23 protein-coding genes and 1 tRNA gene are annotated in these 26166 nt (G+C 40.9%); 15 read left to right on the top strand and 9 right to left on the bottom strand.

Annotated features, from left to right (window positions below):
• Nucleotides 1–173: 173 nt before the first annotated feature.
• From BWD121_RS05650 to BWD121_RS05580, 14 genes are all read left to right on the top strand, one after another.
• Entirely contained in the window at nucleotides 174–860 is a 687-nt protein-coding gene (locus BWD121_RS05650; RefSeq protein WP_078663708.1) for a response regulator transcription factor, read from the top strand.
• Between the two features lie 222 nt (nucleotides 861–1082).
• A complete protein-coding gene (locus BWD121_RS05645; RefSeq protein ID WP_078663707.1) occupies nucleotides 1083–2291 on the top strand; it encodes a flagellar hook protein FlgE in 1209 nt (402 codons plus the stop codon).
• Nucleotides 2292–2321: 30 nt separating this feature from the next.
• Nucleotides 2322–3692, top strand: a complete 1371-nt coding sequence (gene flgK, locus BWD121_RS05640; protein WP_078663706.1) for a flagellar hook-associated protein FlgK — start codon at nucleotides 2322–2324, stop codon at nucleotides 3690–3692.
• A gap of 7 nt (nucleotides 3693–3699) precedes the next feature.
• Nucleotides 3700–4782 carry a flagellar hook-associated family protein gene (locus BWD121_RS05635; protein ID WP_078663705.1) on the top strand — a complete coding sequence of 361 codons (1083 nt, stop codon included), beginning with the start codon at nucleotides 3700–3702 and terminating at the stop codon, nucleotides 4780–4782.
• Nucleotides 4783–4798: 16 nt separating this feature from the next.
• Nucleotides 4799–5167, top strand: coding sequence for a flagellar biosynthesis regulator FlaF (flaF, locus tag BWD121_RS05630; protein ID WP_078663704.1), 369 nt, complete (start codon nucleotides 4799–4801; stop codon nucleotides 5165–5167).
• 11 nt (nucleotides 5168–5178) lie between these two features.
• Nucleotides 5179–5610, top strand: a complete 432-nt coding sequence (flbT, locus tag BWD121_RS05625) for a flagellar biosynthesis repressor FlbT (protein WP_078663703.1) — start codon at nucleotides 5179–5181, stop codon at nucleotides 5608–5610.
• A gap of 1 nt (nucleotide 5611) precedes the next feature.
• The gene (gene flgD / locus BWD121_RS05620) at nucleotides 5612–6094 is read left to right on the top strand and encodes a flagellar hook assembly protein FlgD (RefSeq protein ID WP_078663702.1); all 483 of its coding nucleotides are present in this window, start codon (nucleotides 5612–5614) and stop codon (nucleotides 6092–6094) included.
• Nucleotides 6091–6357 (top strand): flagellar biosynthesis protein FliQ, encoded by a 267-nt coding sequence (fliQ, locus tag BWD121_RS05615; RefSeq protein ID WP_078663701.1) that lies wholly within the window; start codon nucleotides 6091–6093, stop codon nucleotides 6355–6357. Before flgD ends, fliQ begins: the two co-directional genes overlap by 4 nt.
• Nucleotides 6358–7736: 1379 nt before the next feature.
• Nucleotides 7737–8045 carry a hypothetical protein gene (locus tag BWD121_RS05605; RefSeq protein WP_078663699.1) on the top strand — a complete coding sequence of 103 codons (309 nt, stop codon included), beginning with the start codon at nucleotides 7737–7739 and terminating at the stop codon, nucleotides 8043–8045.
• Nucleotides 7988–12790, top strand: a complete 4803-nt coding sequence (locus tag BWD121_RS05600; protein WP_158078246.1) for a right-handed parallel beta-helix repeat-containing protein — start codon at nucleotides 7988–7990, stop codon at nucleotides 12788–12790. The genes BWD121_RS05605 and BWD121_RS05600 overlap by 58 nt, the downstream gene beginning before the upstream one ends.
• A gap of 200 nt (nucleotides 12791–12990) precedes the next feature.
• Nucleotides 12991–13914, top strand: coding sequence for a hypothetical protein (locus BWD121_RS05595; protein WP_078663697.1), 924 nt, complete (start codon nucleotides 12991–12993; stop codon nucleotides 13912–13914).
• Entirely contained in the window at nucleotides 13898–14329 is a 432-nt protein-coding gene (locus BWD121_RS05590) for a hypothetical protein (protein WP_078663696.1), read from the top strand. Before BWD121_RS05595 ends, BWD121_RS05590 begins: the two co-directional genes overlap by 17 nt.
• Nucleotides 14296–15291, top strand: a complete 996-nt coding sequence (locus BWD121_RS05585; RefSeq protein WP_143245256.1) for a hypothetical protein — start codon at nucleotides 14296–14298, stop codon at nucleotides 15289–15291. Before BWD121_RS05590 ends, BWD121_RS05585 begins: the two co-directional genes overlap by 34 nt.
• Nucleotides 15288–16517 carry a right-handed parallel beta-helix repeat-containing protein gene (locus tag BWD121_RS05580; protein WP_078663694.1) on the top strand — a complete coding sequence of 410 codons (1230 nt, stop codon included), beginning with the start codon at nucleotides 15288–15290 and terminating at the stop codon, nucleotides 16515–16517. Before BWD121_RS05585 ends, BWD121_RS05580 begins: the two co-directional genes overlap by 4 nt.
• 250 nt (nucleotides 16518–16767) lie before the next feature.
• Here BWD121_RS05580 and BWD121_RS05575 read toward each other — a convergent pair whose 3' ends face one another.
• The 6 genes from BWD121_RS05575 to BWD121_RS05550 all read right to left on the bottom strand — a co-directional run bounded on the left by BWD121_RS05575 (nucleotide 16768) and on the right by BWD121_RS05550 (nucleotide 21167).
• Nucleotides 16768–17124 carry a hypothetical protein gene (locus BWD121_RS05575; protein WP_078663693.1) on the bottom strand — a complete coding sequence of 119 codons (357 nt, stop codon included), beginning with the start codon at nucleotides 17122–17124 and terminating at the stop codon, nucleotides 16768–16770.
• A 232-nt stretch (nucleotides 17125–17356) separates the two neighbouring features.
• Nucleotides 17357–17430 (bottom strand) — tRNA-Gln (locus BWD121_RS05570).
• A gap of 66 nt (nucleotides 17431–17496) precedes the next feature.
• Nucleotides 17497–18255 carry an ATP-binding cassette domain-containing protein gene (locus tag BWD121_RS05565; protein WP_078663692.1) on the bottom strand — a complete coding sequence of 253 codons (759 nt, stop codon included), beginning with the start codon at nucleotides 18253–18255 and terminating at the stop codon, nucleotides 17497–17499.
• Nucleotides 18252–19202: an iron chelate uptake ABC transporter family permease subunit gene (locus tag BWD121_RS05560; protein WP_078663691.1), complete on the bottom strand. Its 951-nt coding sequence runs from the start codon at nucleotides 19200–19202 to the stop codon at nucleotides 18252–18254. Before BWD121_RS05560 ends, BWD121_RS05565 begins: the two co-directional genes overlap by 4 nt.
• Nucleotides 19195–20151, bottom strand: coding sequence for an iron chelate uptake ABC transporter family permease subunit (locus BWD121_RS05555; RefSeq protein ID WP_078663690.1), 957 nt, complete (start codon nucleotides 20149–20151; stop codon nucleotides 19195–19197). Before BWD121_RS05555 ends, BWD121_RS05560 begins: the two co-directional genes overlap by 8 nt.
• A 98-nt stretch (nucleotides 20152–20249) precedes the next feature.
• Nucleotides 20250–21167 carry a siderophore ABC transporter substrate-binding protein gene (locus BWD121_RS05550; protein WP_197684867.1) on the bottom strand — a complete coding sequence of 306 codons (918 nt, stop codon included), beginning with the start codon at nucleotides 21165–21167 and terminating at the stop codon, nucleotides 20250–20252.
• A 185-nt stretch (nucleotides 21168–21352) separates the two neighbouring features.
• On the opposite strand from BWD121_RS05550, the gene BWD121_RS05545 reads away from it, so the two are divergent.
• Nucleotides 21353–24001, top strand: a complete 2649-nt coding sequence (locus tag BWD121_RS05545; protein WP_078663689.1) for an autotransporter outer membrane beta-barrel domain-containing protein — start codon at nucleotides 21353–21355, stop codon at nucleotides 23999–24001.
• Nucleotides 24002–24244: 243 nt separating this feature from the next.
• On the opposite strand, the gene BWD121_RS05540 is transcribed toward BWD121_RS05545, so the two are convergent.
• Genes BWD121_RS05540 through BWD121_RS05530 form a run of 3 tightly spaced genes read right to left on the bottom strand, consistent with a single transcriptional unit; the run spans nucleotide 24245 to nucleotide 26129 of the window.
• The gene (locus BWD121_RS05540; protein WP_078663688.1) at nucleotides 24245–24799 is read right to left on the bottom strand and encodes a biotin transporter BioY; all 555 of its coding nucleotides are present in this window, start codon (nucleotides 24797–24799) and stop codon (nucleotides 24245–24247) included.
• A complete protein-coding gene (locus BWD121_RS05535; RefSeq protein WP_078663687.1) occupies nucleotides 24799–25452 on the bottom strand; it encodes an energy-coupling factor transporter transmembrane protein EcfT in 654 nt (217 codons plus the stop codon). Before BWD121_RS05535 ends, BWD121_RS05540 begins: the two co-directional genes overlap by 1 nt.
• Entirely contained in the window at nucleotides 25449–26129 is a 681-nt protein-coding gene (locus tag BWD121_RS05530; RefSeq protein ID WP_078663686.1) for an ATP-binding cassette domain-containing protein, read from the bottom strand. The genes BWD121_RS05535 and BWD121_RS05530 overlap by 4 nt, the downstream gene beginning before the upstream one ends.
• Nucleotides 26130–26166: the final 37 nt, after the last annotated feature.

Genomic DNA, 26166 nt, shown 5'->3' with positions numbered 1-26166 from the left:
AATATAAGTTGTATTATTAAAATAATAATACAACTATAAATAGTAAATCATTGATTTATATAAGATAAATTATAAAAATAACTTGTGTTTTTAAAGATTAAAATATACGTCTTGTTAAGATTTAGATCTTTCTGAAAATAGATTTTAAGTTAAGTTATTTGAGTGAGAAGCGCATGATAGTTGTAGTAGATGACCGTAAGTTAGTAACGGATGGCTATTCTACGCTGTTCGCTCGAGAAGGAGTAGCTACAACAGGTCTCCTTCCTTCAGATTTCAGTGAATGGATTTCAACAGCTCCAGAACATGAAGTAAATTCGATTGAAGCGATTCTCTTAGGAAAATGCGAAAATCAAATTGAACTTCCAAAGGAAATCCGTGCATACAGTTCTGCACCTATTTTAGCTATGACGGAAACAAATGTTCTCGATCATACAATAGAACTTTTTCAAGCTGGCATTGATGATGTTTTACGCAAACCAATACATGTGCGTGAAATTCTTGCACGTATTGCCGCCATTCACCGACGTACCGGAGGTGATGTTCGTAGCACCAGTGCTGCAATAGAAATTGGTCCCATTAGCGTTTTTAATGATGGGCGCGATCCACTTATCAATGGTACAAACTTTCCTCTTCCACGCCGCGAAAGACGTATCCTTGAATATCTTGCAACAAACTACGGAAAACGCGTTAACAAAACACAAATTTTTAACGCTATTTATGGCGTTTTTGACGATGTTATCGAAGAAAACGTTGTTGAAAGCCATATTAGTAAACTCCGCAAGAAACTCAAATTGAAAATCGGTTACGACATTATCGATTCAAAACGCTTTCTTGGTTACAGTTTAGTCGTCAAAAATTAATGTTTTTAAAAACCTCTACTTTTTTCTATTTTTCTGCCTTTTTCTTAAAAGACACTGTAGTTAGCGCTCATAATTTCGCTCTCTCCTATGTCAAAAATTAAACTATTTGTAAAATGTGTCTTTTTTAAGATCATTTTATTTTGATAGAAATATTAAGCAAAAGTTTCGCGCAAGAAAGTCTGCTTATAATAACGTAATAAGCTAACATTAACAGGAGATAATATGAGTATTTATGGGATGATGCGTACGGGTGTTTCAGGTATGAACGCTCAAGGGACACGCCTTTCTGGTGTGGCAGAAAATGTCGCCAATGTTAATACGATTGGATATAAACGTACAGATGTCCAATTTTCTAATTATGTAATACCTTCTGGAGATTATGCTTATGTTCCTGGTGGAGTGAGGAGTCATGTTGGTCATGACATTTCAATTAGCGGTCCGGCGCGTGCAACAGGTCGGATGGCTGATGTGATGATTGATGGTAATGGTTTTTTTCGTGTTGCAGATGAAAACGGAATAGAATATTTAACGCGTGCAGGTTCTTTTACTCGCGATAAGGATGGATATGTTCGTAATTTAGCGGGATATTATCTTTTAGATGAGGATGGGCAAAGAGTTCAAATTAAAGGTGGTCCGACTGATTTATTTGGTCCTGAAGTCACGACAAAAATTGATTTTAAAGTAAATTTTGACGCCAGTGCAATGGTTTTGGGTCCTGGAGATATTGATCCCAAAGACCCTGAAAGTTATAATCATAAAAAATCGGTAACCACTTATGATAGCCAGGGTAAGAAGGTCCAGGTTGATTTCTATATGCGTAAAACTGATGACAATGAGTGGACAGTTGATGCCTATGTTGGAGAGGACAAGGTTGATACTACGGATTTGGTTTTTGATAAAGATGGTAATCTTAAAGATCCGGTAGACGATTTTAAATTAGCGCTGCCAGAAAATGATGGGGAAGATGGTACTTTTGAAGTTGATGTGAACTTTGGTGGGGTAGGAAAAGATTCTTTAGTTACTCAGGTGGGTAATTTATCTGCCTTTGAACTTGAAGCAGATGGTATGGAATCTGGTGCTTTTGATGGTTTCACTTTTGGTCGCAATGGTGAGATTGAGGTAAGATATACTAATCACCAGATGCGTGTTGTAGGGTACGTCGGTATGACCACTGTGACGTCACCAGAAAATTTGACTGTTTTAAGTGGCACTGTTTTTGGGATTAATAGTCGTACAGGGGGTCAAATGATGGGACGTTCTGGAGATGGTGTATTTGGTTTGTTGTTCTCAGGCTATCTTGAAGATTCAAATGTTGAGATGAGTGATGAATTAACGGATATGATTGAGGCTCAACGTAATTATACGGCCAATTCCAAAGTCTTTCAAACGGGTTCAGAATTAATGGATGTTATTGTTAATTTGAAACGATAATTTAGGTAAAATTTAAAGGGATTTCAAATTATGGGGTTTAACTCAACAATTAATACAGCACGAAACTCTCTCAAGGCGACTACAGGCCAATTGGGTATTGTTTCGCAAAATGTAGTTGGTGCTCAAGACCCAAACTATGTCCGGCGAACTTCATATATAGAATCAGGGCCGAGAGGTGCTATTCATCTTACAGTTCGTCGTGACGGTGATGTCCATTTGTTGAATAATTATTTGGTCAAATCAAGTCAAGCTGCTGTTACTGGTAGTGTTGCTAACGGGCTTAATCGTTTGTCTAGTATTTATGGGGTGGATGAGTTTTCACGGGCACCTTCACAATTACTTAGCGATTTTCAAAAAGCACTACAAACTTATGCGAATGATCCGCAACAGCGTTCTGCAGGAGATGCGGCCGTTGATCGTGCACGTGATTTGGTTTACAGTTTAAATGAAGGCAATCGCGAAATCGAAAAGCTACGCAATGATGCAGATAGCGATATTCAGGACTCTGTTGATCATATTAATGATTTATTGCGACAGTTTCATGAGCTTGATCAGTATGTGGTTCGAGAAAGGAATGCGGGGCGGGATGATAGCATCTATATGGACCAGAGAGATACAGTTTTAAAAGCTTTATCTCAAGAAATTGGCATCAATACAGTGTATCATTCTGATGGGAGTATGACCATTTATGGTATGGATGGTAGTACTTTGTATGATAAAACCCCACGGGAGGTAACATTTCAATCAAGCGGCTCCTTGCCAGCTGGTGTTGCGGGAAAGCAAGTCTTTGTTGATGGCGTGCCGTTAGGTCATCCATCTTTTGTTGAGCCCAATGGTGGTGGCAATCTTGGTGGATTGTTGAGGATACGTGATGAAATAGCACCACAGTATCAAAAGCAGTTGGATGAAATGGCAAATGCTTTAATGCAGATGTTTCCAGGGCCTCCTTCCTTGTTTTTAGATGATAATCAGCCAGATGGTGTTATTGATCCTATTGAGGGGTTGTCAGGGAGAATACGGCTTAATTCTGTATTTGATAGTAATACAGAAGGCGGTGGGCCAGAACATTTTGGTGAGGATCTTCAATCATTAGTGGATGCTTTTGATCAAAAGCGGCCATTTGGAATAGATACAGGTTTGTCTCCCGAACAATCTATTATGGATTTTAGTAAGAATTCAATTGGTTGGCTTGAAGGATTACGTTCAGATGCGGATAAAGACGCAAAATATCACAGCACAATGTTTTTACATGCATCTGAAGCATTATCCAACGGAACGGGTGTAAATACAGATGATGAAATGGTGTTAATGTTACAATTAGAACAGACGTATGCAGCCACCACGCGTATTATTAGTACGGTTGGTAAAATGTTAGACGATCTTATGATAGCAATTCGGTAGGTATAAAATGAGAGTTCCATCAGTTTCAACATATGTTTTAAGTAATGCTCGGCGTGATGTAATTGCTAATGGGCAATCTGAATTAATGCAAGCAAGCTATGAAGCGACTACTGGAAAATTGTATGATCCAGGTCTTACATTAGGGCGCAGAACAGGGCGTTTGGTGAATATTGAAAGCCAGATGAGTTATCTTGAAGGTTTTAGTAATACCAATAAATTGGCGATGTTAAGAATGTCCTCTATGCAAGCTGCGATACACAGTTTGATTTCATCAGGTGATGAAGCAGCTGCACCAGGAGCATTGACTCTTTTTAATAATATGCTTGTGGGCGATCCAGGAAATACGACTCCATCTGTGATACAAGCAGTTGCACAGGATTCTTTGAGTGCATTTATTTCTGCTTTAAATACCAATTATAACGGTGAATATGTATTTGGTGGGACTAATACTAGTGAACCACCATTAAATTTTTATAAAGTTGGTGGTGAAACTGGGCCTAGTAAGGTCGTAAGAGAAACATTTGATGAATTTTTGGGCGGTAGAAAACCGGAAGATCTTACCAGTGAAGAGATGGAAGAATTTATTGATGGGTCATTTAGTAGCTTGTTTGATGAAGAAAATTTCACCAAAGTTTTTTCGAATGCTCAAGATGGCTCTATTGAAAAGCGTATTTTGTCGAATGGTGAGACAGTTAATGTTGCAGCAAGTGCTAATGAAAAAGGATTTCGCGATGCCATGAAAAGTATGGTTTTGGTGGCAGAGTTTGGCGATATTGGTTTGTCAAAAGATGCGCAAGAAAGTCTATATTCAAAGGCGCGGACTTCTGCTGATCAAACATCTACAAGTAGTTCTATTAGTGAAATTATTGCTATAGCTTCCAGAATAGGGAGTGCTGAGGCGAGGGTAAAAACGGCTACGCAACGAATTGAGATTCAGACAGATCTTCTCATGAAAGCAAAGATTGATTTGATTGGTGTTGATTCAACAGAGGCTGTTCAGAAAGTTCAAGCATTAGAAGCGATGTTAAATCTTTCTTATACTTTGACAGGGCGGATAAGCCAGTTAAGTCTTGTTAATTATTTAAGATAAGAGGTGCAGTTATTTGATGTACCAAATGCGATATGAAGATGTCATGGAAGATGATGCAATGAGCGCGCGTGAGCGTGAACGTTCTTTGTTTGATCGTTGCATTAAACTTCTTTTGGACGCAAAAGCAAAAGGCCCTGGTTCACACGAGGTTAATGAAGCAGTTCAATTTGCTCGGAAACTTTGGATCATTCTTATTGAAGATCTCGGACAAGCAGAAAATGCTTTGCCACCAGAATTGAAGGCATCTCTTATTTCTATTGGTTTTTTTATTTTAAAGGAAATTCAGAAATTAGATGAGGGAGAAGTTGCTGATTTTGATGTTCTCGTTGAGATTTCGGAATCTATCCGCGATGGTCTTTCTACTAATCCAGAGATGTGTGAATGAGGAGGCAGCCAATGTATTTGACATTAAAGCCGAATGAAAAAATTTTTATTAATGGTGCAGTTTTACGTGTGGATCGTAAAGTGACTTTTGAATTGCTCAATGATGTGACTTTTCTTTTAGAGGGGCATGTTTTACAAGTGGAAGATACTGATACGCCACTTAAACAACTTTATTTTTCTGCTCAACTTATGTTGATTAATCCAGGAGAAGCTGAACAAGCATCGGTAGTTTTTGTTGGATTGTTAAAAAAGTTGCTTCAAACTTTTACGGATAGTGATCTTTTGGAAGGGCTGAAAGAATGTATTTATTTGACTGAGCAAAATAAAATTTTTGAAGTGTTGAAAGTTATTCGTGGTTTATTCCCAAGAGAAGCGCAAATTATGGGAAAAATACCTTTAACAAATACAAACACAAGAGAAGTTAGACAGGTTAGTGAGGTGTGATATGACGTTAGGTGCGGTTGGTAGTGGTAATCTTGCAAGTTTTTTGCGCAGAGATAGTGGAAGACAAGATGTTGTTGAAGCTAAGAAAGACACAGATTTTGATACATTTATAAAATTGTTGGTAGCACAGATGAACAATCAAGATCCAACCAATCCTATGGATTCAACAGAATTTGTAGCCCAATTAGCAAGCTTTTCAGTTGTTGAACAAACTATAAAAACAAATGATAAACTTGATCAGATACTTTCAAATGGTTCCATTAATGGAGCGGAAGGATATGTTGGAAAATATATTCAATTTGAGGATGCTGATGGTAAGATAATTGAAGGATATGTTGAATCTATAGATATCTATACTGATGGTATGGTCGCGACATTAGATAATAATGAAAAAGTGCTTATCGGTCCGGGTATTACGGTAATGGGCAGTAAACCTGATTCAAATAATGATCAATCTCATGTTGAGGCTGAGGTTGAAGTATGAATGAAGCTGATGCTATTGATATGGTAACGGCTGCTATATGGACCATTTTAATTGCCAGTGGTCCAGCAGTTCTTGCTGCTATGTCTATAGGGATTTGTATTGCGTTATTTCAGGCGTTAACACAAGTGCAGGAAATGACTCTGACATTTATTCCAAAAATCATTATTATTTTTCTTGTTTTAGCGCTGACAGCTCCATTTGTCGGAGGGCAGATTTATGCGTTCACGCAATTGGTTTATAATCGAATAGAAACGGGTTTTTGAAAATCTTGACATCATGTTTTAGCAAAAATGTATTGAGAAATTTTTATCAATTTTAAGAGAAACTTTTTTGATTGTTCTTATAATCAGAAGTTAATTCTAGTTTATAACCAAGCTATAAATGAAGCGTAATCTCTACCTCATTTATAAAGAATATTACGGTATTTATCTCAAGTAGATGTACGCTTCTTTAGTTTGAGTGGACTAAAATTGTAACAAAAATATCAGAAGACATATTTTCTTCCTCCAAGAAGAGCAGTTGCATTTGGATATTTTAAAGACATGTGAGTAATTAAAGCAATTTTAGTTACTAGAAATCAGCCATGAAAAGAATACATACGCAACTGCATCAATCTCCTCTATTCAAATAATAGCGTGCTGCTTTATTAAGTCTGAGACTTTATAGCTATTTTTATAACATTCTCAATTTAGTAAACGATTTAATATGGTCTATAAAGTTTTTAGCAAAAATGCTTAATCTCGATTTTGATACTGTCGAATAAGCTAAAATAGCTATGAGATTTTAAAAAGCTGTTCTTTTTATCGGTATTGTTTTCAGAAAACATTTATTTGTTTACAGTGTACTTGCATTGCATTGTTGAGTGAGAAAACGCGGGGCATTACATCTTGAAAGTTCTATCTATGGATTGCTTAATTCAAACGTTAGATAGGTATGAAGCTCCCCATAGGTAATAAGTTAAGTTTCTCAGGTTCAGTTTTGGATTGTGGAGTGCAATTTTCTTTTTATTATTCAGATGATTATAATGAACTTTTAGTTATGTAAGTAATGCAGCACGCGAGGGGATTGCGGGTAAGAAGGGTATTATTTCAAAATGGTATTTGTTCTATTAGATCAAATACGGTTTCTTATTTAAAATGGATAATATCCAAAAGGCGTTAGAATAGCTAGCAATAATAGATTGCTTCACACGCTTTTGTTTCTTAGACGTTAGAATGGATTCTAAATTTAATTATGATATAGGATTTTCTATAGAAAGTTACAAAAATAAAAATACTCCAGCACTATTTCATAACAACCAGTTTTTGCATTTTTTAGGTGTGTTTTATTTTAAATTGTTAATTGGTGTTTATGTTTTTTTAGAAAGTATGTTTCATTTATTTTTGCGTTTGCTTTCTGTTTCCTGCGTGATGTGTGTTTGTATAGTATTTTTTATCTTATAGATTTATTTTTTTTGTTTTGGGGTATGTGTTTAGCCTTATTCATTAGATTATTGTGTTGATGAGTGATGTCTTTTGTATAGGTCTCAATGGGGGTATGGCGTTAGATCTGATTTGTATCAGGTGTGTTTTAATTTTCGATTCTCGTTTTGCAAATAGTTCGTCTCTTTTGATCCTATTCCGTTAAAGATGATGAGAGGGTTATGGTTATGCGTCGCGTATTGAAGCATCATGTTTGTTTTTGTTTTTTATCGACAGCTCTTCTAGCAGGTGTGTCTCTTATAGCTGCTCAGGAAAAAGTATATGCTGGGTCACAGGGTAATTGTAGGGTGGTTGCTGATGGTAGTGGTAATGATGAACCGATTGTGTGTAATGGGAGTGATGGGTTGAGTGGGGGTGCGAGTGATGTGGTGCTACGTGATAATCGAGATATAGATATGAGTAAGTACCCTAGTTGGCCTGCTGTAGAGGTGCGTGGGGGGATACAAATATTACGATGGGTGGTATGCTGAGGGTTACAGGCAGTAGTGATAATACTTATCCGGCGATTAAGGTGCATGGTGGAGGAGTGCTGAAGTTGGTGGATGCTACTATTGTAAATGTGAGTAAGGGGATAGTGGCTGAGAGTGAAGGGGCTGTTACGGTGATGACAGGATTGATTGGGGTTAAGAAAGATGGAGTTGTGGTTGAGGTGAAGAATAGGGGGAAAGTGACGTTGATGATGAAGGGGCGGGGGGTGAGTGGAGGGGGAAGTAATAGTACGGGGATAGAGGTTGGGGATGGGGGTGGGACGGTTGAATTGATGGGTACGGGTTTTACGGATGTCAAGACAGGGATAATGATTAAGGGGAATGGGGGGAAGGCGAGTGTTAATATGGGGGAGGGAAAGATTACAGTTGTGGGGGGTGGTAGGGGGATCGTGATGCAAGGGCAGGGAGAGGCGAGTGCTACTGTGATGGGGGGAGAGATTGTGGGGAGTGGGAGTGTAGTGGGGGCTGAGGTGAAAGATGGGACGTTGACGTTGGTGGGTACGAGTTTTACGAAGGTCACAACAGGGGCTGAGGTGTCGGGGGGGAAGCTGGAAATGACAAAGGGGAAGATTGAGGTTACGAGTACTAATGGTGGAACGGGGCTTAGTGTGTCGGGACAGGGGAAGGCGAGTGCTACTGTGACGAATGTGAAGATTGTGGGAAATGAGAAGGGTCAGGGGGTGGTGATGATGGGGACGGGGACGGTTGAGTTGAATAAGGTGGAGGTTGAGAGTTTTTTAACGGGGGTGGAGATGAAGAGTGGGACTTCGGGGACGGTGACAGTGACTGGGGGGACGAAGATAGTTACGACTGTGGAGAATGGGGTGGGGATTAAGGTGGAGGGGGGAACGTTGAAGATTAATGGGGAGTCGACGATTGAGGCTAAGGGGACACATGGGGTGGGGATTAAGGTGGAGGGAACGGGGAAGGCGAATGTTAATATGATGGGGGGGAAGATTCAGGGACATGGGAATGGGAGTGGTCAGGGGGTGGGGGTGGATATGGCGGGGGAGGGAGAGGTGACGTTGACTAAGGTAACGGTTTTGGGGTTTGAAACGGGGGTCAAGGTAAGTAAGGGAAAGGTGACTATTAGTGGGGAATCGGCGATTACGGCTAGGGGGAAAAAGGCGGTGGGGGTTGAGGTGAAAGGTACAGGGGTGTTGAAGATTAATGGGGAGTCGACGATTACGGCTGAGGGGGATAATGGGGTGGGGCTTCAGATAACTGGGGGAAAGGCTGAGGTGACGGGGGCGACGATTAAGGGAAATGGGGGGAGAAGTGGGACGAGTAAGGGGGTGGTGATGATGGGGGAGGGAGAGGTGACGTTGAATAATGTGGATATTTCAAAGGTTATGTATGGGGTGAGTGTGAGTAAGGGGACGGTGAAGATTAGTGGGGAGTTGACGAAGATTGCGGCTACGGGGACGGGGCTTAGTGTGCAGGGGGGAACGGTTACTATGACGAGGGGAACAATTAGTGAAGGGGGGGTATATATGTCGGGGGGGACGTTGATGTTAGAGGGGGTGACGGTTTCGGGGAATAATGGGGTGAGGATGTCGGGTGGGACGTTTAAGATGATTAGGGGGAAGATTACGGGAAGTGAGACTGGGACTGGGGTGTATGCAACGGGGGGAGAGGTGACGTTGGAGGAGGTGGATATTTCAAAGGTTACAATGGGGGTGACGATGTCGGGTGGTAAGAGCTTGACGATGGAGAGAGGGTCGATTACGGTTGTGGAGAATGGGGTGGGGGTTAGTGTGGAGGGGGGAGAGGAGGTGACGGTTAATTTGGATGGGACGAAGATTACAGGAAAGGGGGGTGGGACGAGTAAAGGGGTGTATGTGGGGGGCAAGGTGAAGAGTGCTGAGTTGACGTTGACGGATGTGACGGTTTCAGAAGTTGCAACGGGGGTGCAGATGTTAGGTGGTAAGAAGCTGACGATGGAGAGAGGGTCGATTACGGTTGTGGAGAATGGGGTGGGGGTTAGTGTGGAGGGGGGAGAGGAGGTGACGGTTAATTTGGATGGGACGAAGATTACAGGAAAGGGGGGTGGGACGAGTAAAGGGGTGAGTGTGGGGAGCAAGGTGAAGAGTGCTGAGTTGACGTTGACGGATGTGACGGTTTCACAGGTTGGGACAGGGGTGTATGTGAAGGGAGGGGCGACTGCGAGTTTGACGTTGACGGATGTGACGGTTTCAGAAGTTGCAACGGGGGTGCAGATGTTAGGTGGTAAGAAGCTGACGATGACTGGGGGGTCGATTGGGTTTACGAGGAGTTATGGGGTTAATGTGGGGGGAGAGATGACTCAGTTGACGAAGACGGTGATTACAGGAAGTGGGGAAGCTGTGAATAGTGGGGTGAGTAAGGGGGTGTATGCGACGGGGGGAGAGGTGACGTTGACGGATGTGGAGATTTCAAAGGTTGGGACAGGGGTGCAGATGTTAGGTGGTAAGAAGCTGACGATGGAGAGGGGGGAGATAAAAGAGTTTACAACAGCAGGGGTTAGTGTGGGGATTTCGGTAATAAGTGCTGAGTTAAAAGGGACGGTGATTACGGGAAAGGGAAGTGGTACGGGGGTGAAGGTGGAGGATAGGGCGACTGCGAGTTTGACGTTGACGGATGTGATGGTTTCAGAAGTTGCAACGGGGGTGGAGATGAAGGCAGGGAATGATCTGACGATCAGTGGCGGGATGATAAAAGGGGTGCAAACGGGGATAGATATGTCAGGAAGTGGGGCGTTGATGATTAGTGGGAGCTCGACGATTGAGTTTACAAGCGACAATGGTTATGGAGTATATGTGGGAAAAGGGGTGACAAAGGCTGACTTGACGAATGTGACGGTTACGGGAAAGGGAGGTGGTCAAGGGGTGTATGTGGCGCATGAGGGAAAGGTGGCGATGACGTTGGCGGATGTGAAGATTGAGAGGGTTGGAACGGGGCTGTATATGATGGGTAATGGGGCGTTGACGGTGAGTGGAAACTCGACAACGATTAATTTTGCAGGGGGGTATGGGGTCTATGTGGGAGGAGAGGTGACAAGGGCTGACTTGACGGGGACGAAGATTACGGGAAAGGGAGGTGGTCAAGGGGTGTATGTAGCGGGGGGAAAGGTGACGTTGACGGATGTGATGGTTTCAAAGGTTGCAACGGGGGTGGAGATGAATGGGGCGGGGGCGTTGACGATAGAAGGAAGCTCTACGATTCAGTTTAAAGGGAAGTATGGGGTTTATGTGGGAGGAGAGGTGACAAAGGCTGAGTTAACGAAGACGGTGATTAGGGGAGAGGGGAATGGGAGTGAGTACGGGGTGTATGTGAAGAGTGGGGCGACTGCGAGTTTGACGTTGACGGATGTGAAGATTTCAAAGGTTGCAACGGGGGTGGAGATGAATGGTACGGGGGCGTTGACGGTGAGTGGGAGCTCGACGATTGAGTTTACAAGCGACAATGGTTATGGGGTCTATGTGGGAAGTTCTGTGAAGAGTGCTACTTTAACGAAGACGAAGATTATGGGAAAGGGAGGTGGTCAAGGGGTGTATGTGGCGGGGGGAAATGTGACGTTGAAGGATGTGATGGTTTCAAAGGTTGGGATAGGGGTGCAGATGAATGGGGCGGGGGCGTTGACGATAGAAGGAAGCTCTACGATTGAGTTTAAAAGGAAGTATGGGGTGTATGTGGGAGGAGAGGTGACAAGGGCTGACTTGACGGGGACGAAGATTACGGGAACTGGGGCTAGTGAGTACGGGGTGTATGCGGGGGATAAAGTGATGGGAGAGGTGACGATGACAACAATTACGGGAAGGAGAAGTCATGAGGTGAGGGGAGCGTTGAGGGGGGCATTGAGGGGGAGAACAGTGAGATTAGAGGGGGTACAGATTTCAGGAGTGCAAAAAGGGGTACATGTGACGAGAGGTGGGACGTTGACAATGAATCAGGGATCGATTGAGTTTAAAGGGAATGGTTATGGGGTGTATGTGGGAAAAGGGGTGACAAAGGCTGACTTGACGAATGTGACGGTTACGGGAAAGGATAATAAAGGGGTGGGTGTATATGCAATGGGAGGGAGAACGATGGTAATGACATTGACGGATGTGAAGATTTCGGGGGTTGGAATGGGAATATTTGCAGCGGGGGGTGGGATGTTGGCGATAGGGGGAACCTCTACGATTGGGTTTCAAGGGAAGTATGGGGTCTATGTGGGGAAAGATGTGATGGGAGAGGTGGCGATGACGACAATTACGGGAAGTGGGGAAGCTGTGAGGAGTGGTACGGGGGTGTATGTGAATGGAGGAGCGGCATGGTTGGGTGGTACTACCCTGAAAAGTGTCGCAAAAGGTATGACTGTCGAAAATGGGATTGTGGTCATGCAGAATGGGGTGATAAAGTTTCATGGAGAGCATGGGGTACTTCTCAAGCAGGGGAATGCTTTGTTAGTCAATGTGGGGATGAAGTATGAAGGTAATAATGCTGATACTACTTTCCTCAAGGTTGATGCAACGGAGGGTGCAAACAAGGCAGATATTAAGGGGGCGCTCATCAAAATCGACGGACAGGGTAAAGGGCTAGGCGTTCATGTGATGAATGGTGGGCGTGTCATGTTAAAAAATACGGTCCTTGCCAATGTCGTAAAGGGGGTGGATATTTTTTTAGAAAGTATGTTTCATTTGTTTTTACGTTTACTTTCTGTTTCCTGCGTGATGTGTGTTTGTATAGGATTTTTTATCTTATAGGTTTATTTTTTTTGTTTTGGGGAGTGTGTTTAGCCTTATTCATTAGATTATTGTGTTGATGAGTGATGTCTTTTGTATAGGTCTCAATGGGGGTATGGCGTTAGATCTGATTTGTATCAGGTGTGTTTTAATTTTCGATTCTCGTTTTGCAAATAGTTCGTCTCTTTTGATCCTATTCCGTTAAAGATGATGAGAGGGTTATGGTTATGCGTCGCGTATTGAAGCATCATGTTTGTTTTTGTTTTTTATCGACAGCTCTTCTAGCAGGTGTGTCTCTTATAGCTGCTCAGGAAAAAGTATATGCTGGGTCACAGGGTAATTGTAGGGTGGCTGTTGATACTGGTAGCGATGGTAGTAAGCCAATTGTGTGTGATGGAAGTGTGATGAGGGGGGATGGGGTGCTGAGTGATGATTGGAATATAGATATGGATAAGTACATTGGTATGCCTGCTGTGGAGGTGCGTGGGGGGGCGGATATTATGATGAGTGGTACGCTGACGGTTATAAATACTGGTGATAGAGGTAGTAGTGGTAGGAATGATAATCAGCCGGCGATTAAGGTGCATGAGCAAGGGCAGCTGAAGTTGATGGATGCTACTGTTACAGATGTGCATAAGGGGATAGAGGTGGGTGATGGGTCTGTTACGGTGGTGACAGGATCGATTGGGGTTAAGAAAGATGGAGTTGTGCTTGAGGTGAAGAATAAGGGGAGGGTGATGTTGATGATGAAGGGGCAGGGGGTGACAGTGGAGAAGGGGGGTAATAGTACGGGGATAGTGATGGATGGGGATGGGACGGTTGAATTGATGGGTACAGGTTTTACGGATGTCAAGACGGGGATAAAGATTAAGGGGGCGGGGAAGGCGAATGTTACTATGACGGGGAAGGGAACGACGATTACGGTTGGATCGAGTGGTAAGGGGATCGTGATGCAGGGGCAGGGAGAGGCTGAAGTGACGGGGGGGACGATTGTGGGGAGTGGGGGAGTAGTGGGGGCTGAGGTGAAAGGGGGAACGTTGACGTTGATAGGTACGAATTTTACGAAGGTCACAACGGGGGCTGAGGTGAAGGGGGATGGGAAGTTGAAGATGACTGGAGGGGAAGATTGTGGTTACGAGTGCTAATGGAACGGGGCTTAGTGTGTCGGGACAGGGGAAGGCGAGTGCTACTGTGACGAATGTGAAGATTGTGGGAAATGATAATGGGAGTGGGGATAAGGGTACGGGGGTGGTGATGATGGGGGATGGAGAAGTGATGTTGATGGGAACGACGGTTGAGAGTTTTTCAACGGGGGTGGAGATGAAGAGTGGGACTTCGGGGACGGTGACAGTGACTGGGGGGACGAAGATAGTTACGACTGTGGAGAATGGGGTAGGGATTAAGGTGGAGGGAGGGACGTTGAAGATTAATGGGGAGTCGACGATTGAGGCTAAGGGGACACATGGGGTGGGGATTAAGGTGGAGGGAACGGGGAAGGCGAATGTTAATATGATGGGGGGAAGATTGTGGGAAATGAGAGTGGGAGTGGTCGGGGGATAGGAGTGGATATGGCGGGGGAGGGGACGGTTGAGTTGACTAAGGTAACGGTTTCGGGGTTTGAAACGGGGGTCAAGGTAAGTAAGGGAAAGGTGACTATTAGTGGGGAATCGGCGATTACGGCTAAGGGGCAAAATGCAGTGGGGGTTGAGGTGAAAGGTACAGGGGTGTTGAAGATTAATGGGGAGTCAACGATTACGGCTGAGGGGACACATGGGGTGGGGGTTCGGATAACGGAGACGGGGAAGGCTGAGGTGATAGGGGCGACGATTAAGGGAAATGGGGGGAGAAGTGGGACGAGTAAGGGGGTGGAGGTGAATACTTCGAGTAAGGAAGAGGTGAAGTTGACGAATGTGGATATTTCAAAGGTTATGTATGGGGTGAGTGTGAGTAAGGGGACGGTGAAGATTAGTGGGGAGTTGACGAAGATTGCGGCTACGGGGACGGGGCTTAGTGTGCAGGGGGGAACGGTTACTATGACGGGGGGAACGATTAGTGAAGGGGGGGTGAGTGTGGGGAAAACGGGGACGTTGATGTTAGAGGGGGTGACGGTTTCGGGGAATAATGGGGTGAGGATGTCGGGTGGGACGTTTAAGATGATTAGGGGGAAGATTACGGGAAGTGAGACGAGTACGGGGGTAGATATGTCGGGGAAGGGAGAAGTGACGTTGGAGGATGTGATAGTTTCAAAGGTTACAACGGGGGTGAGTATGATGGGTGGTGGGACGTTTAAGATGACAAGGGGGGCGATTACGGTTGTGGAGAATAGTGGGGTGGGGGTTAGTGTGGAGGGGGGAGAGGAGGTGACGGTTAATTTGGATGGGACGAAGATTACAGGAAGTGGGACTAGTAGGAATGGGGTGTATGTGGGGGGAGAGATGACGGCTAAGTTGACGAAGACGGTGATTACAGGAAGTGGGGGTGGGAATGGTGGGACTGGGGTGTATGCAACGGGGGAGAGGTGACGTTGACGGATGTGGAGATTTCAAAGGTTGGGACAGGGGTGCAGATGTTAGGTGGTAAGAAGCTGACGATGGAGAGGGGGGAGATAAAAGAGTTTACAACAGCAGGGGTTAGTGTGGGGATTTCGGTAATAAGTGCTGAGTTAAAAGGGACGGTGATTACGGGAAAGGGAAGTGGTACGGGGGTGAAGGTGGAGGATAAGGGGACAAGTGCGAATTTGACGTTGGATGGGGTGACGATTGAGAGTGTTGAGAAGGGGGTGGAGATGAATGGGACGGGGGCGTTGATGATTAGTGGGAAAACGGAGATTCAGTTTACGAGCGACAATGGGTATGGAGTATATGTGGGGAAAAAGGTGACAAGGGCTGACTTGAGGAATGTGACGGTTACGGGAGAGAATAAGGGGGTGGGGGTGAAGGTGTCGGGGAGAGGGGTAAGTGCTAACTTGACGTTGACGAATGTGACGGTTTCAAAGGTTGCAACGGGGCTGTATATGATGGGAGGGAAGAGTTTGACGATGACTGGGGGGTCGATTGGGTTTACGAGGAGTTATGGGGTCTATGTGGGGGGAGAGATGACGGCTAAGTTGACGAAGACGGTGATTACAGGAAGTGGGGGTGGGAATGGGGTGTATGCGACAGAGGGAACGGTTGAGTTGGATGGGGTGACAATTGCACAGGTTGAAACGGGGGTGGATATTTCGGGTGGTAAGAGCTTGACGATGAAGGATGGGACGATAAAAGAGTTTACGACAGAGGGGATGAGTGTGGGGATTTCGGTAATAAGTGCTACTTTAACAGGGACAATAATTACGGGAAAAGGAGGTGGTACGGGGGTGAAGGTGGAAGATAAGGCGACTGCGAGTTTGACGTTGACGGATGTGAAGATTTCAAAAGTTGCAACGGGGGTGGAGATGAATGGGACGGGGGCATTGATGATCAGTGGGAGCTCGACGATTCAGTTTAAAGGGAAGTATGGGGTTTATGTGGGGGAAGGAGCAGTATGGTTGGATGATACTACCTTAAGGAATGTCGCAAAAGGTATGACTGTCGAAAACGGGGGTTGTTCGCATAAAGGGTCGATTATCTTTGGTGGAGAGCACGGGATCAGTCTTACAACAGGATATGCTTTTTTAGGAGAGGTCGCTATCGAGGGAAAGGGAAGTGGAAAGGGTAAAGAGGGGATCAAGGTTTATGAGGGAATGCTTGATTTATGCAAAAATTCTTGATGAATAATTCTTTTTATATTTTCTTTTACTCAAGTATTTTTCATATTCATGTTTAGAAAAATGAAATTATACTTAATTGATTATGTGTCAAAAATAAATATTATTTTATCTCACTAATTGTTAGACTAAGTGAGGCTATATTTGTATTTTTCATCACATTGATAACAAAATATTATATCAGCGACTAAATCAGAATATTCACAAACTTACTTTAGTGTTATGAGTGGTAATCTGACTGTGTGACTCTACTTTAATTATTAGTTACTCTTTCTACTACTCTTGCTGCTTCATAGAATCCTTCTTGTTCTATTATTGCACCTTGTTGAGTTGATTGCTTTTTTTGCTCTTTGTTTTTTTCTAAAGAGAAAACGTGATTAATTTCTGTAACAAGTTTTGTTGTTTTCTGACTAATAAGCTCGTTAATATGTGCCATCATATCAGAGATATTTGCAGAAAGGGGATAATGAGGCATAGGTTTAATAATAGGAATAGGTTTTGCCATTTTCTGTATTGGCTCTACCTGATTTTGAGAGGCTTCCATTGTCTCTATCGTTGTTGAAGCCAACGTTATAGAATGCATAACAGAAGCAATAGTTTCTGGCTTCATAGTTGTATTCCCTCATTATTTACCAAACATATCATAGATATAATGTTTGTGAGATTATTATTGTCACTTTTCATAATAAGCTATCCCTTAGAATAATAGATTTGTTTTATAAAATCAAGCATTTAAGAATCGTCCTTTGAATTCAATAAAGAATTTAGTTTTTAGAGATAGAGAATTATAGTTTTAATAAGTGTGAGAGAAAGACGCATAAATTAAAATCATTAAATCAAAATGGCTGGGGAACCTGGATTCGAACCAAGATTAACGGAGTCAGAGTCCGCTGTTCTACCATTAAACTATTCCCCAATATGCGACTTCATTGTTTCTAGCAGATTTTAAAGTGTGTGCAAGTTTAAAAGAAGAATCTTAAAATTATTGATAATAGAGAGCTATGGGCACATTGTTGATTGTTTTTACTTGGATATCCATATCATAAATCTCTTTGAGAATTTCTGAACGTATAATTTCTTTTGGGTTTCCACAATAAGCTGCTTTACCATTTTTGAGTGCAACAATCATATCTGAATAAGATGATGCAAAATTAATATCATGCATGACAAGAAGAATGGTTTTTTTTAGTTCATTGGCAGTACGGCGTAATTGCTTCATTATGGAAACGGAATGTTTCATATCAAGATTATTCAATGGTTCGTCTAACAATACATAATGAGTATCTTGACAGATGACCATTGCAATAAAAGCTCGTTGACGCTGTCCCCCAGAAAGTTCATCTAAAAATCTTGTTTTTAGATCTTGTAAACCGAGATATCGGATAGCACTGTCAATGAACTGTTTATCTTCATTGTTATATAGACCTTTCGAATAAGGGTAGCGTCCAAAGCTGACTAAATCATATACGGTTAAACGGACAGATAATGGATTATCTTGGCGCAAAAGTGAGAGTTTTTTAGCTAAAACATCATGGGGAGTTTTATAAATATCAAGACCATCGATGTTAATTGTACCTTTATCACTTGGCAGAAGACGTCTTATCATCATTAAAAGAGTTGATTTTCCCGAACCATTGGGACCAATAAGAGAAATAATTCCCCCCTTTGGTAGATGAAGGCATAAATTGTCAATAACCAATCTGGCTCCATAAGTTTTGGAAAGATGATTGATTTCAATCATTTAAATTTTCCCTTCATCAACAAAGTTAAGAAAACAATTCCACCACAACATTCAATAATAAAACTCAAGCGTCCTCCCATATTTAAGAATTGTTCTAAAATAAATTGTCCCCCAACCAAACAAATTATAGCCAATAATATTGCAATGGGCACAACAACACTGTGTCTTGCCTGAGGTGATAGTTCATAAGACAAGTTGGCCACTAATAATCCAAAAAATGTAACTGGCCCAACAAGTGCTGTCGAGATGGATACAAGAATAAAAATAAAAATGAGAATAGTTGTGGCACTTTTACGGTAATCAACTCCAAGATTAAGAGCAGTTTCCTGCCCGAGAGCAAGAACATCAAGCAAATAATGCAAACGCCAACCAATCAAAGCAATGATGAGGACAATGATTGTAGAAAAGCTTACTAATGATGTATTTAATTTATTAAAATTCGCAAACATGATGTCAGTTAAATTCATCATTTGATCTGGGTTGAGTTGTAATTGCATAAACATACGCAAGCTGAAAAAAAATCCGCCTAAAACAACACCAATTAATAAAGTGAGATGAAACCCTCTAAGGTTTCTTGAAAATAGAAAGTGAAAAAGACTTATTGAAAAAACAATTAAAATAAGCGCTTCAAAGATAAATTGTCCTTCTTCGTTCAAAAAGGGCAAAGAAAGAGAACCAAGGTAATAAAGGGTAACAGTTTTAATTAAAATATAAAGTTGATCAAACCCCATAATAGAAGGAGTAAGAAGACGATTGTTAACAATTGTCTGAAATAAAACAGTAGAAACAGCTATCGTATAAGCAATAAGAAGAAGGGAAACTAATTTTGTTAAACGAAATGTCCATGTATAAATGGTTATATTCCATGCCATATAAAGGCTGCTTGCAACGCATGCTATGACAATAAGTATTGTTAATACGAGAATAGTTGCTTTCTTTTTACCCAAAACGTTTTCTCCAGTGTAAAAGAAGCAAAATGAAAATAAAGCTGCCAATAACACCCATCATTACACTGATAGGAATTTCAAAAGAATGGTGAATAATTCGCCCTAAAAGATCGCAAATTAGTACCATTCCTGCGCCGCTAATTGCTACCCAAGGAGCACTACGGTGCATATTGTCGCCTCTGTAACTTGAAACAAGATTTGGAACAATGAGTCCAACAAAGGGAATACGACCAACTGTGCAGATAACCACAGCGGTAATTAACGCAATGATAAAGAGCCCCCATAACATGACAGCACGATAATTAAGGCCAAGATTGTTGGTTAAGTCTTCTCCAAGAGCAGCTACTGTAAAGCGATCGGCAGTAAAATAGGCAAGTATGCATAAAGGAAAAGATAACCATAACAATTCGTATTTTCCATCAAGAACCATTGAAAAGCTGCCAAATAAATAAGCTTGAAGGGAAGGAAGTAGCATTTCATAATCGGCAATAGCGTTGGTTAAGGAACCAATAACATATCCCAGCATAATTCCTGTAAGTGGTACAATGAGGGTAGATTTTAAAGGGATCTGGCGTAATAAAAACATAAAAAGTAACGTGCCAGCCATAGCAAAAGTTGTGGCAACAACCATTTTCCCAAGAACAGGCATATTGGGAACAAAAATCATAACAAAAAGAATACCAAGTGATGCAGTTTCAACAGTTCCAGCAGTTGAGGGTTCAACGAAACGATTACGTGTAAGAAGTTGCATAATCATGCCTGAAAGTGCAAGTGCCATACCTGCTAAAAGCACTGCAGCTGTGCGGGGAATACGTGTTTGCCAGAAAAGAAGCCACGCATTCGGATTTCCTGACAATAGGCTAGAAGGTGTTACATCGGAATAACCAACAAAAATACTTACGATAGAAAGTAAAACAATAACTATTATGGCTATCCAGTAACTTTTCATACTGAACTTCCTTTAAGAAAAATGAAAATAGCAGAGGTTAAAACAACCTCTGCTCTTAAATTTTATTTTTATGGTAAGCAAGTTATTTGTAAAATTATTTACTTTTTTGCAAAAGCTTCGTTGAGTTGTTGTGCAGCTTCATATAATCCGGTTAGACCACCACTTGCTCGATACCAGCTCCAAGAGTCTAGATAGATGATCTGATTTTGTTTCCAAGCTGTTATACGGTGAATAAGTTCATTGTCGAGAAGTTGTGCTGCAGATTGTCCTTCTCGCCCGATTGCAGCATCGCGATCGATAACCAATAACCAGTCAGGATTTGTGTCAAAAATAAATTCAGGGGAAATGAGTTGTCCATGCTTTTGCACAATCAGTTTGTCTGTTGCAGGAGCAATTCCAAAATTAGAATGAAGGATATCAAAACGTGATTTAGGGCCCAAAGCACTTATTTTTCCACCAGAGGTCATAAGTATCAGCCCTTTGCCTTGCCCTTCGGTGTTTTTACGAACTTTTGCTAATATTTCATTGAGTTTAGTAATTTCTTGTTCAGCTTCTTGTTCTTTGCCAAAAATTTTTCCAAGAATAGTGATATTGCGCTCGATGTCTTTAAGAGAGTTTTCATTTCCTACTGTCAAGTCAATGGTTGGGGCAATTTTTGATAAATCTTTATATTTGGATTGAGTACGTGAAGAGATGATAATAAGGTCAGGCTGAAAGGCAGCAATTTTTTCATAATTTGGTTCAAAAAAAGTACCAATTTTTTCATAACGTGCATCATCAAAATGTTGCAAATATGCAGGCTTTTTACCTTCAGGAACACCGACGATTACCTTAATGCCAAGGTGGTTCATATTATCAAGTGATGCAAGGTCAAACACTACAACTTTTTGGGGAGAAGTGGAAATAGAAGTAGAACCTGAAGCATGCTCAATGGTTATATTTGCCGCAGAAAAAGTTGTAAAACTCATTATTGCAGTCACAATAGACGCTATTCGTATTATATATTTTGTAATCATTGTTTATCCTTTCCCTTATAAAATATTAGAACCCATAATGAGACTTTTTTTACACACAATTAAAATAAAACATACTACATAAGGCACATTATGTTGTAAAGCAGCTCAAAATATGTTATGAGCCCTTTCTTGGTTATTTAGTATTTTTGTAAATTATTTCTATTTATTTCTATCGGGATAATTAAATGATGATCACAGTGCTTAAAGACCGTAGGTGTTTGTGTGTTTTTACAATAAGCGCTCTTTGTTTTTTTCAAAGTATAGATGTTAACGCAGAATCGAGAACATCGAGAACAGCTGCAGGTGTACGTACCTTGTTACAAGAAAGAAATTCTTCACAAGCAAGAACAGTTGATGCAGGAAGTGAAACCGTGATTATTACCAATCTGGGTTTCGAAAATCCTTATCATTTTATATCTAAAATAATAAAGAAAGCGATAGCAAGCGGTAGAAAACAACCAATGAGTGCAATACAAAATAGTGAGGTTAAGGATTCACTTAGGCAGCTTAAGGTTGAGAGCGGTGGGATGATTGCAATAAGTGACGGAGTAGTTCGTACGGATCCTGGAACACATGCGGCTGTTGTAGTAACCAATAAAGGTTCAAGTATTAGTTTGGTCAGGACAAATATTAATGTTCAGGGAGATTCTCAATCTAAAGAACGTAATGCTGGTTTGTTTATTTCTGCTGCTGCCACAAGTTTGATGAATAATGGGTCGATTATTTTTACAAATGGAACAGGTGTTAAATCGTTTTTAAGAGGGACTGCTGATTTGGATGGAGTGGAAATTAGTGGGCATGGTAATAACGCAAGCAATGTGAACAGTAATACGGCTTTTCATGCAAGACTTGGGGGGTGGATTAATTTTAGGAATGGCAATGTTGATGTTATTCGTGCGCACGGTTTTTTTATTGATAATGCGCCTGTTGATGCCTCTGCAAGGGGAGGTGCGTCGCCTATCGAGCCTAGGATTAATAAGGTTAATGTTGAAAATTCAACCATCATAGTGAAGGGTGAAGCATCTTATGGTGTATATTTTCAGGGAGATCAGACTCAAGAGACAAGACGGACGGCTGGTTTTTTAGCAGCAGGACTTGCTTCCTTTAAGAAAGCAGCCCTCCATGTTCCAGATAATACGGCTATTTATAGTGTTGGAGCTGAAGGTCATATTAGTTTATCAAAATCAGAAATTTCTGGTGATTTATTATTAGAAGCTAAAAATGGGTCTTCTGTAACAGTTATGGCTGATGCTTCTTTAGTAAGTGGTGGTACTCGCGTTTTTGATGGAAATACTGGTGAGCTTTATTTAACTAACGGTTCGAGATGGATTATAACAACAAGTAAAGTTCAAGATCCGCAGTGGTCATCTGTTTCATATGTGATGATTAAAGATAGTGCTATTGTTTTTGAAAGACCAACTTTAGACGATTATAAAACATTGCATATTGGAAAAGGATCAGGTGAGGCTTACAATGCAAAAGGCGGTGGTGCACATATTTATCTTAATGTATCTTTGGAAAGTGGTAGTCGGTCAAGTGATCAAAAGTCTGATCGAGTTTTGATTTATGGTGATGTTTCTGGAACCACTACGGTTCATGTGCTTGGTATGTTAAGTCATTTAAGAGAAAAAGTGAGCACAAGTAAAAATGATCCGGGTATATCAATTATACAGGTTTCTGGAAGAGCAAAGCAAAATTCTTTTGTACTAAATTCTGAATATGTTGTACTGCCTAATTTTCCTTATCAATATCATCTTATTGCATATGGTCCCGGTTCTGAATTTGGGAAAGCGAATCCTCGGCAAAGATTGGTTGAAGGTAAGGGGGACTTTTGGGATTTCCGTCTTGAAAATAAATATATCAAGTTTGGGATTAAAGCGGTTGTTCCACAAGTTCCAACTTATCTGCTTTTGCCCAATGCTTTATTCTATGCTGGGCTGATGGATATCAACAATCAAACTGAGTTATTAAGAACAATGGTAACGTCGTTTGATCCATTTTTCAATGGAAAGCCGGCCTTTTTCGTACGTGGTTACGGTGGTAGTCACAACTACACTTCTGATTTGTCTATTTCGGAATATGGTTATGGCGGCAAGTTTGGTTATCACACAATAGAGGCGGCTGCTCTTTTGAATAGGTTAGAGAGTGAACAAAGCGATATATTTATTGGAGTTGTAGGTACTTATGGTAAATTATCACTCCAACCTCAAGATGTTGAAAAAAGTAAGAAAAGTAATTTTGATAACTGGTCTGTAACGGCTTATGCGAATTTGCAGCATAATATGGGGTTTTATATTAATGGCCTTTTATCATATGGTTTATCACGAGGAAATGTCGAAACATTTGAGCAAAGTAAAACAGCAAGAATAACGAGCAAGCCACTGCGTGCAGCTTTGACAGGTGGTAAGGCTTTCTTGACTGGATATGAAGGCCTTGTTTTTGAGCCACAGATGCAACTTGTCTATCAATATTTGATGTTTAATTCCGCTCGAGATGTTGGTGGTTTTGATATTAAAATAGGATCTCCAAGCCAATTAACAACGCGTTTGGGTGGACGTCTTATCAAAACCCTTACTAGAATTGGAGAGAGGCGTTCAGTGTCCTTCTATGGTAAACTACATCTTATGAGTAGTTTTGGAGGAAAGCAATTTGTACAGTTCAAAGATACATTCCAGTTAGGCGCATTTGGTTCTTCTATGGAAGCAGGTGTAGGTGTGCAGGCTCAATTGTCGTCTCAGATAGCTTTGCATGGTGATATGGTTTATCAGCAAAAAATAACCAAAGCTGGTCTTTCGGGAAGTACTTTCTCAGGGGGGCTACGTTATCGTTTCTGATCGATATTGATGTTATATCAAAGAAGCCTTCTTGTTGGTGTTTTAATCCTTTGTAAACGTAAAGTTTACACATCAACTTTTTATTCAATGTAATATCAATACCACTTAACTTATTGATTAAAGCAAAATTTTTAGAGCATGAATAAAAGTGGAGTGGTAAGAATAACTAAAATATGTTTTTAGAGTAATATTTGTAGCTCTTAAAGGTGGAGTCTTGCGATTATATCTAGCAGTAAATATTAACTACTCTTCTTTTGAGTGAATTAGAGGAACAGATTTTTTAATCATAATTGCTATAGAAGATGCAATCAAAACTTTCAAAAAATCACCTATAAAAAAACCTAATGAGTTCATCAAAGCTGCTAACAAAGAAATCTTAGCAACATAAGCTAACCACAATACTCCAAAAAGATGCACAATCCCAAAACCACATATAATATTTATGATTACTAATGTTATAAAGTTTAACCGTAGCCAAAACAATTGCACCATAAATCCAATAAAAAATGCAGCAATTGGAAAACCAATCAAGTAGCCACCTCCCATTCCTAAAAAGCTACCAATACCTCCACGTCCACCAGCTAACAAAGGCAGACCAATGGCAACAAGTAAGAGAAACAATACTGATGCTAAAGCCCCTCTTTTTGCTCCAAGTATAGATCCAGCTAACATCGGCCCCATAGATTGAGCAGTAATGGGAACCCCATTTAAAAAGGGGAGAAAAATAGGAGGGAAAAGACCTAAAACTGCGTAAAGGGCAACAAATAGAGCGATATAAGCCAGATCTTTCGTATTCATCAAATTATTCTTTCAATATGAGTATTTCCATCATCTTTAGAAAGTGTATCATCAATATTACTATCATAGGAACGAGCTTCTAATGCTTCAGCAACTTCTGAAGCCATTCTTATTATTCGTATAATTACAGGTATTGCAAGAGCTATAATATTTGTATCTAATCCGCGTGCTTTTTGTGCTTCACGTACCTCATTGAATTTTTCACTAACAACTGGAATAAATCTAATTGCCATAGATAAAACCATACTCAATTTTGATGGATTAATACCAAAGCGTCGGAAAGGTTGAAGTCCTGCTTCAATTGAATTCATCATATCAGAAATTTTTGTTGTAAATGAAATAAGGGATGCTAAAGGAATAAGAATGATAAAATGCAATATAACTTCAAGGCCTGTCAGCCAATTGTTAAAAATAGCTTGAAAAATAAATATAAAAACTAACAATAAACCTATCAGTTTAAGCTGCCTTATCATATTGCTCAAAGGAATCTTAGCAATTCTATATAATAAAACCACTAATAATAAAAACAGGCCTAAAATAGGTATAGATGAAACCATAGATATAATGGTTCCACATACAGTAAGGAAAAGTAACTTAACTCCTGGTCGAAGCCTATGAATAAATGTATCCTGTGGAAGATATAGACTGATCATGACATTTTCATCATGTATTCTTTGATAGCAACCGAAGGCACATCATCAACAATTATTTCTCCTTTATCAAAAACTAATACTCTATCAAATTTTTTTAAAAACTCTAAATCATGCGATACAACAATTGCTGTTTGTGGTAATTCTTCTATGATTTGTGCAACTTTACGTTTATTGCGTAAATCGAGTAAAGTTGTTGGCTCATCAAAAATAATATAGTCTGGTTTCATGATTATCACGCTTGAAATAGCGATTAATTGTTTTTGACCACCACTTAATAAATGCACTGCGTGATTTTTGAAGTTCTGCAGATCATAACGCTGTAAAATCTCATCAACACGCTGCTTAATTTCCTCCTTACTTAATTTCAAATTTTTAAGGCCAAATGACAAATCCTCGTGTACCAATGGTAACACGATTTGATTATCGGGATTTTGAAAAACAAATCCTACTTTACGCTTTACTGCTTTTGCATTGTGCTTTGTATCCAGTCCATCAACGCACACAAAACCGCTTGATGGGAGTTGTAAACCATTAATAAGGCGAACAAATGTACTTTTTCCAGAACCATTCGCACCAATAATTGCAACTCGCCTTTCAGTAAGCTGTACAGTGATGTTTTTTAAAACACACAAATCACCAAAGACTTGTGTCACCTTATCAAATTTTATTATCCCCAATATTTATTCCAATCAATTCATTGACATTGCCTTTTTA

This window comes from Bartonella sp. WD12.1, assembly GCF_002022415.1.
GTDB lineage: Bacteria > Pseudomonadota > Alphaproteobacteria > Rhizobiales > Rhizobiaceae > Bartonella.
This window is presented reverse-complemented; position numbering and strand designations above follow the sequence as displayed.

What these genes read in the sequence shown, in the direction of transcription:
- fliQ (WP_078663701.1), top strand. Translation starts at nt 6,091, where the DNA reads ATGAATGAAGCTGATGCTATTGATATGGTAACGGCTGCTATATGGACC.
- BWD121_RS05540 (WP_078663688.1), bottom strand. Translation starts at nt 24,799, where the DNA reads ATGAATACGAAAGATCTGGCTTATATCGCTCTATTTGTTGCCCTTTAC.
- BWD121_RS05545 (WP_078663689.1), top strand. Translation starts at nt 21,353, where the DNA reads ATGATGATCACAGTGCTTAAAGACCGTAGGTGTTTGTGTGTTTTTACA.
- flbT (WP_078663703.1), top strand. Translation starts at nt 5,179, where the DNA reads ATGTATTTGACATTAAAGCCGAATGAAAAAATTTTTATTAATGGTGCA.
- BWD121_RS05635 (WP_078663705.1), top strand. Translation starts at nt 3,700, where the DNA reads ATGAGAGTTCCATCAGTTTCAACATATGTTTTAAGTAATGCTCGGCGT.
- BWD121_RS05535 (WP_078663687.1), bottom strand. Translation starts at nt 25,452, where the DNA reads ATGATCAGTCTATATCTTCCACAGGATACATTTATTCATAGGCTTCGA.
- BWD121_RS05650 (WP_078663708.1), top strand. Translation starts at nt 174, where the DNA reads ATGATAGTTGTAGTAGATGACCGTAAGTTAGTAACGGATGGCTATTCT.
- flaF (WP_078663704.1), top strand. Translation starts at nt 4,799, where the DNA reads ATGTACCAAATGCGATATGAAGATGTCATGGAAGATGATGCAATGAGC.
- BWD121_RS05565 (WP_078663692.1), bottom strand. Translation starts at nt 18,255, where the DNA reads ATGATTGAAATCAATCATCTTTCCAAAACTTATGGAGCCAGATTGGTT.
- BWD121_RS05575 (WP_078663693.1), bottom strand. Translation starts at nt 17,124, where the DNA reads ATGAAGCCAGAAACTATTGCTTCTGTTATGCATTCTATAACGTTGGCT.
- BWD121_RS05595 (WP_078663697.1), top strand. Translation starts at nt 12,991, where the DNA reads ATGGTTATGCGTCGCGTATTGAAGCATCATGTTTGTTTTTGTTTTTTA.
- BWD121_RS05550 (WP_197684867.1), bottom strand. Translation starts at nt 21,167, where the DNA reads ATGATTACAAAATATATAATACGAATAGCGTCTATTGTGACTGCAATA.
- BWD121_RS05555 (WP_078663690.1), bottom strand. Translation starts at nt 20,151, where the DNA reads ATGAAAAGTTACTGGATAGCCATAATAGTTATTGTTTTACTTTCTATC.
- BWD121_RS05605 (WP_078663699.1), top strand. Translation starts at nt 7,737, where the DNA reads ATGGTTATGCGTCGCGTATTGAAGCATCATGTTTGTTTTTGTTTTTTA.
- BWD121_RS05645 (WP_078663707.1), top strand. Translation starts at nt 1,083, where the DNA reads ATGAGTATTTATGGGATGATGCGTACGGGTGTTTCAGGTATGAACGCT.
- flgK (WP_078663706.1), top strand. Translation starts at nt 2,322, where the DNA reads ATGGGGTTTAACTCAACAATTAATACAGCACGAAACTCTCTCAAGGCG.
- flgD (WP_078663702.1), top strand. Translation starts at nt 5,612, where the DNA reads ATGACGTTAGGTGCGGTTGGTAGTGGTAATCTTGCAAGTTTTTTGCGC.